This is a genomic window from Methylosinus sp. R-45379 (assembly GCF_001644125.1).
Lineage (GTDB): Bacteria > Pseudomonadota > Alphaproteobacteria > Rhizobiales > Beijerinckiaceae > Methylosinus.
The window spans coordinates 80,051-93,253 of the sequence record NZ_LUUM01000224.1 but is presented as its reverse complement, the minus strand read 5'-3'; the positions used below and the strand labels follow the sequence as shown (position 1 = coordinate 93,253).

16 protein-coding genes are annotated in these 13,203 nt (G+C 64.5%); 4 read left to right on the top strand and 12 right to left on the bottom strand.

From position 1 onward, the window contains the following. Positions 1–5 precede the first annotated feature (5 nt). Together A1351_RS10385 and A1351_RS10380 are read left to right on the top strand one after the other, a co-directional pair. A complete protein-coding gene (locus tag A1351_RS10385) occupies positions 6–380 on the top strand; it encodes a hypothetical protein (protein ID WP_245275709.1) in 375 nt (124 codons plus the stop codon). Positions 381–501: 121 nt separating this feature from the next. Next, positions 502–879, top strand: a complete 378-nt coding sequence (locus A1351_RS10380) for a hypothetical protein (protein ID WP_157096238.1) — start codon at positions 502–504, stop codon at positions 877–879. 15 nt (positions 880–894) lie between these two features. On the opposite strand, the gene A1351_RS10375 is transcribed toward A1351_RS10380, so the two are convergent. The 12 genes from A1351_RS10375 to A1351_RS10320 form a co-directional block, all read right to left on the bottom strand. Then, a complete protein-coding gene (locus tag A1351_RS10375) occupies positions 895–1,284 on the bottom strand; it encodes a hypothetical protein (protein WP_024879071.1) in 390 nt (129 codons plus the stop codon). Then, on the bottom strand, positions 1,284–1,808 hold the full coding sequence (locus A1351_RS10370) for a chemotaxis protein CheD (RefSeq protein WP_371441474.1): 525 nt from the start codon (positions 1,806–1,808) through the stop codon (positions 1,284–1,286). Before A1351_RS10370 ends, A1351_RS10375 begins: the two co-directional genes overlap by 1 nt. Before the next feature lie 17 nt (positions 1,809–1,825). Next, positions 1,826–2,215, bottom strand: a complete 390-nt coding sequence (locus A1351_RS10365) for a response regulator (RefSeq protein WP_018264542.1) — start codon at positions 2,213–2,215, stop codon at positions 1,826–1,828. A gap of 17 nt (positions 2,216–2,232) precedes the next feature. Then, a complete protein-coding gene (locus A1351_RS10360; RefSeq protein WP_026598001.1) occupies positions 2,233–3,291 on the bottom strand; it encodes a chemotaxis response regulator protein-glutamate methylesterase in 1,059 nt (352 codons plus the stop codon). A gap of 1 nt (position 3,292) precedes the next feature. Further along, complete coding sequence (locus tag A1351_RS10355) at positions 3,293–4,171, bottom strand: protein-glutamate O-methyltransferase CheR (protein WP_024879074.1); 879 nt, start codon at positions 4,169–4,171, stop codon at positions 3,293–3,295. A gap of 71 nt (positions 4,172–4,242) precedes the next feature. Then, positions 4,243–6,399, bottom strand: a complete 2,157-nt coding sequence (locus A1351_RS10350) for a chemotaxis protein CheA (protein ID WP_036290258.1) — start codon at positions 6,397–6,399, stop codon at positions 4,243–4,245. Between the two features lie 36 nt (positions 6,400–6,435). Beyond that, positions 6,436–6,801 (bottom strand): response regulator, encoded by a 366-nt coding sequence (locus tag A1351_RS10345; protein WP_024879076.1) that lies wholly within the window; start codon positions 6,799–6,801, stop codon positions 6,436–6,438. After that, positions 6,798–7,076 carry an STAS domain-containing protein gene (locus tag A1351_RS10340; protein WP_024879077.1) on the bottom strand — a complete coding sequence of 93 codons (279 nt, stop codon included), beginning with the start codon at positions 7,074–7,076 and terminating at the stop codon, positions 6,798–6,800. Before A1351_RS10340 ends, A1351_RS10345 begins: the two co-directional genes overlap by 4 nt. 43 nt (positions 7,077–7,119) lie before the next feature. After that, positions 7,120–7,590, bottom strand: a complete 471-nt coding sequence (locus A1351_RS10335; RefSeq protein ID WP_024879078.1) for a chemotaxis protein CheW — start codon at positions 7,588–7,590, stop codon at positions 7,120–7,122. Positions 7,591–7,592: 2 nt separating this feature from the next. Further along, entirely contained in the window at positions 7,593–9,071 is a 1,479-nt protein-coding gene (locus A1351_RS10330) for a methyl-accepting chemotaxis protein (RefSeq protein WP_024879079.1), read from the bottom strand. Between the two features lie 380 nt (positions 9,072–9,451). Then, positions 9,452–9,712: a hypothetical protein gene (locus tag A1351_RS10325; protein WP_024879080.1), complete on the bottom strand. Its 261-nt coding sequence runs from the start codon at positions 9,710–9,712 to the stop codon at positions 9,452–9,454. Positions 9,713–9,793: 81 nt separating this feature from the next. After that, the gene (locus tag A1351_RS10320) at positions 9,794–10,255 is read right to left on the bottom strand and encodes a hypothetical protein (protein ID WP_064032922.1); all 462 of its coding nucleotides are present in this window, start codon (positions 10,253–10,255) and stop codon (positions 9,794–9,796) included. Between the two features lie 195 nt (positions 10,256–10,450). Here A1351_RS10320 and A1351_RS10315 point away from each other — a divergent pair, with 195 nt between their 5' ends. Beyond that, a complete protein-coding gene (locus tag A1351_RS10315; RefSeq protein ID WP_024879082.1) occupies positions 10,451–11,689 on the top strand; it encodes a flagellar hook protein FlgE in 1,239 nt (412 codons plus the stop codon). Positions 11,690–11,713: 24 nt separating this feature from the next. Further along, entirely contained in the window at positions 11,714–13,201 is a 1,488-nt protein-coding gene (gene flgK / locus A1351_RS10310) for a flagellar hook-associated protein FlgK (protein ID WP_024879083.1), read from the top strand. Positions 13,202–13,203: the final 2 nt, after the last annotated feature.

Genomic DNA, 13,203 nt, shown 5'->3' with positions numbered 1-13,203 from the left:
TGACAATGAGAGCGAAGCAATTCACCCGCATCCTTCCGCGCCGCGCCGTCTTGGCGCTGGCGGCCGCGCTCGGCCTTTCGGCCTGCGCCAAGACAACATGGGACATAGAGCCCGCGCCGGTCGATCCTGCGCTCTTCGTCGGGACCGATTGCGCGCATCTCGTGGCGCGGCGCGCCCGCATCTCGCAGGCGCTGATCTTCGCCGGCTCGGCGCAGGACCAGCTCGCCGCGGACGATCGCATGCGCACGCTCGGCGTTCCGACGCCGATGGGCACGCCCTTCGGCGACGATCGCGAGCCGCAGATCGCGCGGCTCAAAGGCGAGCTGCACGCCGTCAACGCGCAGATGGACGCGCAGCGCTGCGGGCCGGACTTCCGATGACGCAAGACGCGAATCGGCGGCGTCGCCGCAACGACGGGTTGTCCCGTGGATTGATTATGGTGGGGCCTTGCTATAGGGCTCGAAGAGAGCGGCTGTCGCAGGTCAGCGTTTGGAGGTCGCCGTGACGCGTGTCGATCCACCGTCCTCGCCGGGCGGTGACGCAGGGTCGCCGTCCCAGGGCGGACTTGGACCTATTTCTATCGCCGAATGCCGCGAGCTCACGCCGCAGCTGCGTCGTGATTTGGAGACGCTCGATTACGAGCTGCGCGGCGCCGCCAATCGCTTGCTGGCCGAGGTGGACGACGCCAAGGGAGACGCGGCGACCTTCCTGCGCGCGGCGACGACCGTGCTGCTGTCCGTCGCCGCAGGGCTGATGGAGACGGCCTCCGAACGCGCGCATGAGCCCGTCGACGTCGCCGCGTTCAGGAACGCCGCCGAGGATGCGGCGCAATGGGCGAAGAGCCGCAAGCTGCGCGATCTGCTCGCCGACGATGAGTGAGCGCGCGATCGGCGCTCAGAAGAATTCCAGCTCGCCGGCGGGGTGATCCGTTCGCCCGTCGTCGTCATGATCGCCGAGGCGCGCCGCCAGCTCCGCGAGCTTGACGCTGCGCGCCGCCGCGCCGCCGCAGACCTGCCAATCCGCCGGCGCCAGCTCTGCGAGCGCGCAGACGAAATCCGATAGTCCCGAGAGCGTCTGCTCGATCGAGTCGATCGCCTGCGCCGAGTGGATGAGCTCGTGCTTCTCCTCCACATTGCTCCATTCGACGCCGTCGACCAGGCAATGAAGGCGGTCCGTCTCCTTGGCCGCGTTGCGCAGCTCTGCGGCCAGCCGCGAGAGGACCTCGACCAGCGGTTGGGATCGCTCATGCGCGCCGCAGGGCGAGGTCGTCTTCGGCTCCGTCATCAGAACAGCTCCAGTGAGCCCGCGGCCGGCAGCTTCGGCATGACGACCGGCGCCGGAGCGGCGTGCGGCGTCGGACCGGAGAGAAGGCTCTGCCGCGCGCGTCCGGACACGGGCTCGTATTCGACGCGCCGCCCTCTGTCGCCGCCGAGATGCTCGGCGACGAGGCGAATGCCTTCGTTCCTCAGAAAGCGCTTCGCGAATTCGGCGTTGCGCGCGCCAATGTCCGAGAGGCCTTCCATCATGCGCGCGCCGCCGAACAGCTTCCCTTCGAGACGGTCGCGGCGCGCGCCTTTCTTCAGTAGGCCGTTGACGAGCAGCTCCATGAGATGCACGCCGTAACGCTCGGCCTCGCCATTGCGCGACGAGGTGAAGTCGCCGGGCAGCAGGAAGTGGTTCATCCCTCCGACGCCGGCGCCGGCGTCGCGGAGGCAAGCGGCGACACAGGAGCCGAGCACCGTCGCGAGGACGGTGGTGGGATCGTCGACCACCCGATACTCGCCTTGGATGATGTGGACTCGTTTCATGGCTGCGTTCATTTGCGTCACGCGATTTTGCCGATGATCGCTTCGAGCGCTTTTTTGAGAGCCGGAACGGTGAAGGGCTTGGTGAGGAAGTTATTGACGCCGAGCTTCACCGCATTCTCGAGCAGCGCCTTGTCGGCGCGTCCCGTGAGCATGATGAAGGGGACTTTCTTGGTCGGATTGTAATTGCGGATCGCCTTCAGCAGGCCGAGCCCGTCGAGCTTGGGCATGTTGAAGTCGGAAATGACGAGATGCGCGGGAGTGGCCATCATGAATTGCAGGGCCTGCTCGCCGTCGCCGGCAAAAAAAATGTTGCGAACGCCGAGTTCCTCGAGACCGTCGCGAATGAGCATCCGGCTCGTGCTCGTGTCGTCCACGATCAAGACTCTCAACTGGTCGGCGATGGACATGGAATTCCCCCGTACTGTTACTGGTTCGTCGAAGTGAGGATATGGGCGGCGATGCGCTGCAGCGTGAGCTGCTTGCCGACGCCGCCGATCTCGAAGGCCGCTTTCGGCATGCCGTAGACGAGCGAGCTCGCTTCGTCCTGGCCGATCGTCTCCGCGCCGATCTTGCGCATGGCCAGCAGGCCTTGCGCGCCATCGCGGCCCATGCCGGTGAGGATCACGCCGAGCGCGTTGCGACCCGCGCTCTGTGCGACCGAATTGAACAGGACATCCACCGACGGACGATGCCCGTTCACCGCTTCCGCATTGGTGAGGCGGCAACGGTATCCGCCGGCGCTTTTCACCACCTCGAGATGCGCGGCGCCGCCGGGCGCGAGATAGACGCGGCCGGGCAGGATCGGCGCGCCATCCGTGGCCTCGGCGACCTGCGGCTTGCACATGCGGTCGAGCCGCGCGGCGAAGCTCGCCGTGAACACCGGCGGCATGTGCTGGGTGACGATGGTCGGCGGACAATTTTCCGGAAAATGCGAGAGAATGGTGAGCAGCGCCTCGACGCCTCCGGTGGAGGAGCCGATGGCGACGAGACGTCCGTCCGGCGCATAGCGCGACGTGGCTGTCGGCGCCTCGCGTCGCGCCGCCGCGGCGGGCTCGACGCGGATCGGCTCGCCGCGCAGCGGCTCGTGGCGGCCGATGGGCGAGGCGGCGATCGCCTTGATCTTCGCGGGCAGCTCGTCGAAAGAGCGCGGATCCTTGGACGACGGCTTGGCGACGCAATCGAAGGCGCCGATCTCGAGCGCCTTGATCGTCGTCGAGGCGCCGCGCTCCGTCATGGTCGAGACCATGATCACGCGCGTCGGACGCAGCCGCATGATCTTCTCGAGAAATTCGAGGCCGTTCATATTGGGCATCTCGACGTCGAGCGTCACCACATCGGGATCGAGCGTCTTGATGGCCTGGCGCGCCTCCAGCGGATCGGCGGCCTCGCCGACGACCGAGATGGCGGGATCACGACAGAGGGTCGCTGCGATGAGGCCGCGCATGGTTGCGGAATCGTCGACGATCAGCACACGAACAGGCATCTTACGAAATTCCTCTGGAACGAAGCCGATAAGTGGTGACGCCGTCATATTCGAAGGCGGATGTGGCCGCGCCGGACACGCGCTCGGAATGGCCGATGTAGAGACGCCCCTCCGGATTGAGGAGAGGAACGAAGCGGCTCCATATGTTCTCTTGCGTCTTCTCCTCGAAATAGATCACCACGTTTCGGCAGAAGATCGCATCGAAGCGGCCGCTCATCGGCCAATGGCCGATGAGATTGAGCTCGCGGAAGGAGACGAGCGAAGCGAGCTCCTCCGTCACGCCCCATTCGTCGCGGCCGCCGCCGAGCGGCGTGAACCAGCGGCTGCGCAGATGCGGCGGCACCGCTTCCATGATCTCGCGGCCATAGACCCCATTGGCGCCAGCGGCGACCATGTTCGGATCGATATCGGTGGCGAGAACCTTGACGTCGAGATCGGCCGCGTCCGGCATGACGGAGAGGATCGACATGGCGATCGAATAGGGCTCCTGGCCGTTAGAGCAGGCCGCCGACCAGATGCGCAGCCGAGCGCCCTTGCGCACGGCGGCGGCGTGCTTGGCCAGCACATTCTCCTCGAGATGCTTGAAGTGATGCGGCTCGCGGAAGAAGCGCGTCACATTTGTGGTGAGCGCCGCCATCATCTTCTGCCGCTCATCGACGCCATCCGCGCTGACGATGAGCGCGCAATAGTCGCGGAAGCTCTCGAGGCCGAGGCTGCGCAGCCGCTTGGCCAGACGCGAATAGACGAGCGTGGCTTTCGAGTCCGGAAGATAGATGCCGGCGTCCTCATGCAGGATCGAGGCGATGCGCCGGAAATCATCCTGCGTCAGCAGAAATTCCCCAGGGACGAGCGGAGCCGTGGCGAGGTGGCGGGTTTTCATTCGGCTGCTTGCGATTCTATCTGGAGTGGCGCCCCACGCGAGGCGGGGCGCGATGTTGGCGTCGAGGCGGCCTATTCCGCCGCCGCCGGCATTTCCGCGACGATCATATCGGCGCGTGGCCGCGCGACGATCGCATCGACGTCGAGAATGAGAGCGACGCGGCCGTCGCCGAGGATCGTCGCGGCGGCGATGCCATGCACATGGCCGTAATTGGTCTCGAGGCTCTTGATGACGACCTGGCGCTGACCCTGGATCGCATCGACGAGCAGCGCGCATTTGGCGCCGCTCTCGGACTCGACGAGAAGCGCGACTTGCGACGTCGGCTCGATCGGCTCGTCGCGATAGAGCAGCACGGCCCCGACATCGATCAGCGGCGTGAAAGTGTTGCGCGTGGCGATCACGCGCGAGCCGGTGCCGAGCTCGTGCACGCTCTCCTTCTTGGGCTGCAGCGTCTCGATGATCGCCGTCAGCGGAATGACCAGCGTCTGTCCGCCGACAGTGACGACCATGCCGTCGAGAACCGCGAGGGTGAGCGGCAGGCTCATCGAGAAGGTGGAGCCGCGGCCGGGAACGGAGGAGATGGAGATGCGGCCGCCGAGCGCCTGAATCGCGCGCTTGACCACATCCATGCCGACGCCGCGCCCGGAGATGTTGGAGACGGAGGAGGCGGTGGAGAAGCCGGGCAGGAAGATGAGATTGTCGATCTCATCGTCGGTGAGATTGGCTTCCGCCGGTATGAGCCCCTTGGAGACCGCGATCTGCCGCACGCGCGCGCGATTGATGCCCGCGCCGTCGTCGGCGACCTCTATGACGATACGCCCCGAGCGATGCGTCGCCGAAAGTCGCAGCGAGCCTTCCTCCGGCTTGCCGGCGGCGATCCTGTCTTCCGCCTTCTCGATGCCGTGATCGACGGCGTTGCGGATCATATGGGTGAGCGGATCGGTCAGGCGCTCGATGACGGTCTTGTCGACCTCGGTCGTCTCGCCGTCCATGACGAGGCGCACGGCTTTTCCGGTCATCGACGCGACCTCGCGCACCGTGCGCGACATGCGTTGGAACACCGGCTTCACCGGCTGCGCGCGAATCGCCATCACGCTGTCTTGAATGTCGCGCGTCAGCTGCTCGAGCTCGTCGAGGCCGATCACGACAGAGGAGGCGCGCGAGAGGCCAGCCTCCGAAACGCGCTGCGACAGCATCGCCTGATTGATGACCAGCTCGCCGACGAGATTGATGAGGCGATCGACGCGATCGAGATCGACGCGGATCGTCGCCTGCACGGAGCCAGAGCCTTCGCCCTTCGCCGATTCCGCCTTAGCTGCGGCAGGATGCTCGTCGCTCGGCGCGGCGAAGGACGCCGGCGCGGGATCGATGGCGACGCTCGTCTGCTTGGGCTCCGCGACGGCGACGGGCGCCTCGGGCGCCTCATGTGGCTCGAGCGACTCCTGCAGAGCCTCGAGCAGCTTGCCGACATCGGCCGTCTCGACCGATAGCTCGCAATCCCATTCGACGAACTCGAACACCTCGCGCACCTCCGCTTCGGAAGCGGTCGTCGTCAGACGAATCGTCCAGCACAGATAGGCGCCTTCCGGATCGAGCTCCGTCAGCTGCGGGATCTCCGATATGTCGCATTCGACGCTCATCTCGCCGAGGCTGCCGAGCTCGCGCAGCAGGCGCAGCGACTCGTTGGCCTTGGCGTAGAGCCCTGCGCTCGGCTTGAACCGAACGATGAAATCCTGCGTCGCCGGCGCCTCCGGCTCGCCGATGTCGAAGATCGAATCGAGCGAGATGCAGACAGGCTGGAAATCGAGCGCCTCGACGCTGACCTTGCCATCATCGTCGCCATGTCGCGGGGCGCCGCCGAGCAGAGCGCTGAGCTCGTCCGCGATGACCTTCACCGCGCCGGCGTCGGCGCTGCCGTCTTCACGCGCGGCGCGAACGAGATCGGCGAGCACGTCGGAAGCGCGCAGCAGCGTCTTGGTGACGGCCGGCGTCGCGGCGAGCTTGGCGGATCTTATGAGATCGAGCGTGGTCTCGAAGACATGGACGAATTCCACGAGCTCGTCGAAGCCGAATGCGCCCGCGCCCCCCTTGATCGAGTGAACGGCGCGAAACACGGCGTTGACGGTCTCGAGGTCGTCGTCTCCATCCTCCATTCGGAGCAGCCCGCTCTCCAGCTCGACGAGCTGCTCCTCACATTCTTGAAAGAATGTCTGCTTGATGGCGGCCATCGGATCCACGGGCGATCTCCCTTGCAACGCTACGCTTTACACAGCCACGCGGCGAATCGCGTCCACGAGCTTCACGGGATTGAACGGCTTGACGATCCAGCCCGTGGCGCCGGCGCGGCGCGCGCGGTCCTTCTTCTCGCCGTCGCTCTCTGTCGTCAGCACCAGAATCGGCACGCCGCGATGCTTCTCGTGCCGGCGCACGCCTTCGATGAAGCCGAAGCCATCCATGCGCGGCATGTTGATGTCGGTGACGATCACATCGGGCGTCGCCTTCTCGAGCACTTCCAGCCCATGCACTCCGTCTTCGGCCTGCACGACGCTGAAGCCGGCGTCGGACAGTGCGAGCATCAGCATCTCGCGCATGGTTCGGGAATCGTCGACGGTCAGAATAGTCTTGCTCATTTCGTGCTTTCCTGTTCGGAAATATCGGTGAAGGGAATGCCGAGCGTCTCCAGGGCGTCGAGGAGAGGCTCGGACGGATGGACGACATTCAGGGGCAATCCATCCGCCGTCCAGGTCGCATGCGCGGACAGCAGGACTTGGATGCATTGCGCGCCGACCTTGGCGACGCTCGAGGCGTCGATCATCAGCGGATTGCCGCGCGCTTGCAGAAGCTCCGTGGCGAGCGGAGAGGCCGCGCGAATGTCGAGGATCTCGGGTAGGCTGACAGTGACCATCGGCTCGTCTCTATGTCGTTGCGGGGGAGGGCGAGGCTATGGCTCAAGCCGCGTCGAGAACCGGCTCCGGCAGCAGATTCTGGATGGTCAGCACGCTGATCATCTCGTCGCCCGCGGCGACGACTCCCTTCACGAATGTCCGCGCGATCTCGGAGGCGACCTCCGGCGTCGGCTGAATCGCGTCCTGCGTCAGCGTCAAAATATTCGACACCGCATCGACGAGGAGGCCGACGACCTGTCCGGCCGATTGCACGACGATGACCGCATGACGCGCCGTCGGCTCGCTCTGCATCAGTCCGAGACGCGTGGCGAGATCGATGACCGGCAGCACGGCGCCGCGCAGATTGATGACGCCGCGCACGAAAGTCGGCGCATGCGGCAATGGCGTCGCCGGCGTCCAGCCGCGAATTTCGCGCACCGCCATTATGTCGATGCAGAATGTCTGGGCGCCGATGTGAAAGGCGATGAACTCTTTCGCCTCACTCGTCGCCACGCGGGAAATCGTCTCGGCCATGATCAGAACTCCTCCCAGCCTTCCTCGACCTGCGCAGGCTGCTCTTTCGGAAGCGCGCCGCCACGCATCGTGACGCGCCGCGGCTGCGGCGGCGCTTTGTTCGTCGAAAGCGGCTTTTGCCGCTTGGGCGCGAAAGCCGCGGCCTCGCCACGCTCGCCGAGATCGAAGGCGGCGACGGATGTGGCCAACCGCTCGATGTCGCTCTTCAAGCCATGGCTCGCGGCGGTCGTCTCCTCGACCATTGCGGCGTTCTGCTGCGTGAACTGATCCATTTGCGCGACGGCCGTGTTGACCTCGGCGAGGCCGGTCGCCTGCTCGCGCGCGCCATTGGCGATCTCGACCACCACCTTGTTCGCCTCGACCACCTGGTCGACGATGCGACCGAGCGACTTGCCGGTCTGCGCGACCAGCGCCACGCCATCCTCGACTTGCGAGGAGGATGTCGAGATGAGGCTTTTGATCTCGCGCGCGGCTTCCGCCGAGCGCTGCGCGAGCGCGCGCACCTCGGAGGCGACGACGGCGAAGCCGCGTCCCGCCTCACCCGCGCGCGCGGCCTCGACTCCTGCATTGAGCGCGAGAAGATTGGTCTGAAAGGCGATCTCGTCGATCACGCCGATGATCTGCCCGATTTGGCGCGAGGAGGTCTCGATGCGCCCCATCGCCTCGATCGCATTGCGCACGATCTCGCTGCTGCGCGTCGCGTCGGCCTGCGCCTCTGAGACGACGCCGGCCGCGCGCTGCGCGCCATCCGACGTCTTGTGAACTGTCGAGGTGATCTCCTCGAGCGCCGCGGACGTCTGCTCGAGGCTCGCCGCCTGCTGCTCCGTGCGCTGCGCCAGCGCATCCGCCGCTCCCGCGATCTCGCCGGTCCGTGAGGTGAGGCCGTCGATATGGCCGAGCATATCCGCGAAGGCGCCGCGCAGCTTGTCGAGCGCGACATTGTAGCAATGCCGAATCTTCTCGTAATCGGACGAGAAAGGATCGTTCAGCCTGTGCTTCAGATTTCCGGCCGCGAGCCGCTCCAGCCCTTCCGTGAAGGACTTCATGAAGAATTCGTGCGCCTCGACATAGCCGCGCGACTCGGCGTCCTGCGATGCGCGGCGCTGGGCCGCCGCGCGCTGCTCCGCGCTCGCGGCGTCGGCGCGACGACGGACATCGCTCTGCAATGTGGCGCGAAGATTTTCCAGCGCGTCGAAGACGGCGCTCAGCTCGCCGCTCTTGCCGCTTTTCACCACCGGAGTCTCGAGATCGCCATTGCGAATGCGATCGAGCGTCGCGACGAGAGACGTCGCCGGGCGAGACACGCGGCTCGAGATTACGCGATAGGCGGCGATCGCGCCGATGAGCGAGACGCTCGCTCCGGCGGCTCCCCATAATGGATCGAAGGAGGCTCCGCCTTGCAGCAGATGCGGACCGAGGGATAGGAGCGGTCCGACCGCGATCCCGATGACGGGCGCAAGAAGTGTCGCGTATGTTTTCACCGCTCTGCCCCCGCTGCTGATGTAACGAAGATCGGGTTCCGCCACGGCGGACGACCTCGCGATCACTGAGGCAGGCGAAAGGACGCGAGGTCCCGTCACGCGCGCAGGGCTCTCGCGCAGAGAGCGGCGTCGCGTTGGTTCGACTGATCGTGCGGAAGGAGGCGCCCCCACGGGGACATGCCGGATCGCCGGCATATCGAGGCAGCTTCATGCTTTTGACCGACGTTTGAACGGTCAACCCGATATGCTTCGAGCCTAGCGATGGGCGGTTAAATCTTCATTAGCGGGCAATAGAGGCGCCCGCCGCGGGCGGACGCCGTGATTCGAGACAATGGACACGCCGCTGCGCCGAAGAATAGGCGCATCGCTCCACGCCTGGATCAGGCCACGCGATGCGCGGGAATATAAGGCGTGACGCGCGGGGAAGAGGCCCCAATGTCGCTCTTGTGACGATTGTCGAGCGCCGACACTGTCGGCTTGTGCATGGGAGACTCGCTCGCTTGACCGTTGGAGCTGTCATAGATGCTCGACAGCTCGCCGATGAACCGCTCCATGGCCTTCAACGCCTGATACTCGGGAATCTGCGTGAGCTGTTCGATCATCTGCTCGCGAAGCTGCTTCAATTCATTGATCGGGTGCATTGTGGGGTCTCCCAGGAACGGCGGGTCGTTAAGAATTTAGTAATCAAATCTGGTGCGAGCCTTGCGCCGATCCCGCGCTACTCATTGAAGTGAATAGTACGGGCCGCTCATCCGCAGGAGCAATTTCTCATTGTGCGGCCAGCGGCCCTTCATTCGACAGCCGGCGTCGACGCCATTCTGCCATATCACATTGGCGGACAGCAGAGCCCCTTGCTGATCGTCGTAGAGAATGATGGAGCGCGGCAGCGGCACACGCTGCGCGAGGCGCAGCCTGATGCCGCCGCCAGTCTTGTTCTTATAGAGAAACTCCGTCAGGAAGCGCTCGCCGCCGTCGAGGATCTTGCCGGACTGCAAATGCACCGGACGCCGCGCCTCTCGACGACGCTCGATGAACGACGGCGGCTCCTCCACGACGACAGAATAAGTGACCACGCCCTCGCGCGGAAGCATGCGCGACGTGACCGAGCGAAGCCAGGCGCCCGCGCCCATGTCCCGCGCCTTCATGCCGTTCAAAAGCGGCTTGATCGCATCTCGTCTCGTCAACTCCAACGCCCCTCTATCGATCGCGCCGAACATTTCGAGAAGTCGAGCCTCTCGTCGGCGTGTCAAAGATAGGAGCGCGATATTATTTCAAGGTTAACCGTTTTCACCGAAAGCTTCATTCGCGCGCAGTCGACAGCCTCACGCAAGCCTGGAGACTTCTAATCCCGGCGTCTCACGGATATGAAGGAATGACAGATGACGGCGAGCGCGCTTTTCAACACGTCGGTTATGGGCATGTCGGCGCAGACCACGGCGCTCAGCGCGGTCGCGGAGAACATCTCGAACTCGAACACGGTCGGCTATAAAGAGGCGACCACGCAATTCCAGACTCTGTTGACGAGCTATCAGGGCGGCAATAACGCCGACGGCGGCGTCAGCGCGAGCAACGTCATCGAAGTCACCAAATCCGGTAGCACGCTCACCACGACGTCGGCGACCGATCTCGCCATTCAGGGTGACGGATTTTTTGTCGTCAGCGACGCGGCCGGCAACACTTATCTGACGCGCGCCGGTTCGTTCCTTCCCGACTCGCAAGGTCGACTCGTCAACACGGCCGGCTATTATCTCATGGGCTACAGCTCATCGGCCGCCTCCGCGCCGACGGATCCGTCCGAACTCAGCACCGTCACCATTCCCTATGGCAAGGAGATCGGCACGGCTTCGACGGAGGGCTCGCTGACCGCCAATCTTCCCTCCACCGCCGACGTGATCGCGGCGGCCGACCTGCCGTCCGCGAATTCCTCGACGTCGACCTACACCGACAAGACCTCCGTCACCGCCTATGACAATCTCGGCAATGCGGTGACGCTGGACGTCTATTTCTCCAAGACGTCTTCCAACAATTGGGAAATGTCGGTTTACAACGCCGCGGATGCGACGAGTGGCGGCTTCCCATATTCGTCTGGCCCGCTCACCACTCAGTCGCTCACCTTCTCCGCCACCGACGGCAGCATAAGCAGCGGCTCCAGCGCTTCGATCGCCGTGCCCGATGGCTCCACGCTCGCGCTCGATCTCAGCGGGTTGACGCAGCTCGGCTCTTCCTTCTCCGTCTCCAATCCGACGATCAACGGCAATGCGGCATCGCAGGTCAGCAGCGTCAGCATCGCGAAGGACGGCACGCTCAGCTATGTGCTCGGCAATGGACAGTCGGTGTCCGCCTATAAGATTCCGCTCGGCACGGTCGCGAGCCCGAGCAATCTGCAGGCGCTCTCCGGCAACACATTCGCCGTCACCAAGGAATCCGGCGCGGCCTATCTCGGCGACGCCAATTCCGGAAGCATGGGCGCGATCGCATCCGATCAGCTCGAGGGCTCGACGGTCGATCTCGCGACGCAATTGTCGAACATGATCGTCGCCCAGCGCTCCTTCAGCGCGAACAGCCAGGTCTTCCAGGTCGCGTCGGAAGTGATGCAAGTGCTGAACAATCTGAAGTAAACGACACAAAGATAGGCGGTCGCCATGTCACTCACGAATGCCGGAGCGATCGCCAATCAATCGCTCGGAACGATCGCCGCGCAAATAAATGTCGTATCACGCAACATAGCCGGAGTGAATGTCTCCGGCTATGCGACCAAGACGGCGCTCGTTTCCACGAGCTCCAATGGCGGAACGCAGATCGATGGCGTCGCGCGCGCCACCAACGCCGCGCTCGTTCAGAATTCCCTGCAGGCGACCGCGACGCAAGCCTCGGCGGCGGCGCTGTCTTCTGGTTTCGACCAGATCGATCAGGCGCTCGGGCTATCCTCCGGCACAGCGTCCGACACGAGCACAAATCGCTCGCCGGCGTCCCTGCTCTCGGCGCTGAAAAGCGCGTTGCAGAGCTATAGTGCGTCGCCTTCGAGCACGACGGTCGCGCAAAACGTGCTTTCGAGCGCCAAGGCGGTGGCGCAGGCGCTCAACACGGCGGATTCGACCGTGCAGCAATTGCGCACGCAGGCCGATGGCGAGATCGCATCCTCTGTCGCGAATATCAACTCGATCCTGTCGCAATTTCAGCAGGTGAACGCCGAAGTCGTCGCCGGAACGCAGGTCGGGCGCGACGTCTCATCCGCTCTCGACCAGCGCGAATCTCTTCTCAAATCGCTCTCGTCCGAGATTGGCGTGACCACGGTCACGCGCGCCAATAACGATATGGTGATCTACGCCGACGGCGGCGCCACGCTCTTCGAGACGACGGCGCGATCGGTGACCTTTCAGGCGACCGGCGCCTACGCGGCCTCGACTACCGGAAACGCGGTCTATGTGGATGGCGTGCCAGTGACCGGCGCCTCCGCCTCCATGGCGATTCAGTCCGGCAAGCTGCAAGGCCTCACGCAGCTTCGTGACGTCGTCGCGCCGCAATATCAAAATCAGCTCGATGAAACCGCACGCGGACTGATCACTGCTTTCGCGGAAAGCGATCAATCCGGATTTGGAACGACGGCGCCGGGATTGTTCACCTATTCCGGCGCAACATCAGTGCCGGGGGCGAGCGTCGTGCCCGGTCTCGCCGGCCAGATCATCGTCAATCCCAACGCCGATCCGAGCCAGGGCGGCGATCTCACTCGGCTGCGCGACGGCGGCATTTCTGATCCGACCAACTCCGCCTATCTCTATAATACGACTGGTGCCGCGGGCTTTACGGATCGCATAAACCAGCTCGTCGACTCTTTCTCGACAGCGCAGAGCTTCGATCCCTCCGCAGGCCTCGGCTCCAGCCTGTCTCTCACAGACTATGCGACATCCTCGCTCGGTTGGTTCGAGGCCCAGCGTCAACAGGCGACGGATACCGAATCCTATCAGTCGACGCTGCTGTCGCAGACGACCGACGCGCTCTCCAGCGCCACCGGCGTCAATCTCGACGAGCAAATGTCGAAAATGCTCGATCTCGAAAACTCCTATCAAGCGTCGGCAAAGCTCATCTCGGCCATAGACGCCATGTATACCGCGCTCTTCCAGGCGCTCTGACG

Bases quoted from the DNA above. Each gene is read 5' to 3' on its own strand.
- A1351_RS10350 (WP_036290258.1), bottom strand. From the start codon at position 6,399: ATGGCCGCCATCAAGCAGACATTCTTTCAAGAATGTGAGGAGCAGCTC.
- A1351_RS10360 (WP_026598001.1), bottom strand. From the start codon at position 3,291: ATGCCTGTTCGTGTGCTGATCGTCGACGATTCCGCAACCATGCGCGGC.
- A1351_RS10370 (WP_371441474.1), bottom strand. From the start codon at position 1,808: ATGAAACGAGTCCACATCATCCAAGGCGAGTATCGGGTGGTCGACGAT.
- A1351_RS10340 (WP_024879077.1), bottom strand. From the start codon at position 7,076: ATGGTCACTGTCAGCCTACCCGAGATCCTCGACATTCGCGCGGCCTCT.
- A1351_RS10365 (WP_018264542.1), bottom strand. From the start codon at position 2,215: ATGTCCATCGCCGACCAGTTGAGAGTCTTGATCGTGGACGACACGAGC.
- A1351_RS10315 (WP_024879082.1), top strand. From the start codon at position 10,451: ATGACGGCGAGCGCGCTTTTCAACACGTCGGTTATGGGCATGTCGGCG.
- A1351_RS10385 (WP_245275709.1), top strand. From the start codon at position 6: ATGAGAGCGAAGCAATTCACCCGCATCCTTCCGCGCCGCGCCGTCTTG.
- A1351_RS10335 (WP_024879078.1), bottom strand. From the start codon at position 7,590: ATGGCCGAGACGATTTCCCGCGTGGCGACGAGTGAGGCGAAAGAGTTC.
- flgK (WP_024879083.1), top strand. From the start codon at position 11,714: ATGTCACTCACGAATGCCGGAGCGATCGCCAATCAATCGCTCGGAACG.
- A1351_RS10375 (WP_024879071.1), bottom strand. From the start codon at position 1,284: ATGACGGAGCCGAAGACGACCTCGCCCTGCGGCGCGCATGAGCGATCC.
- A1351_RS10345 (WP_024879076.1), bottom strand. From the start codon at position 6,801: ATGAGCAAGACTATTCTGACCGTCGACGATTCCCGAACCATGCGCGAG.
- A1351_RS10325 (WP_024879080.1), bottom strand. From the start codon at position 9,712: ATGCACCCGATCAATGAATTGAAGCAGCTTCGCGAGCAGATGATCGAA.
- A1351_RS10355 (WP_024879074.1), bottom strand. From the start codon at position 4,171: ATGAAAACCCGCCACCTCGCCACGGCTCCGCTCGTCCCTGGGGAATTT.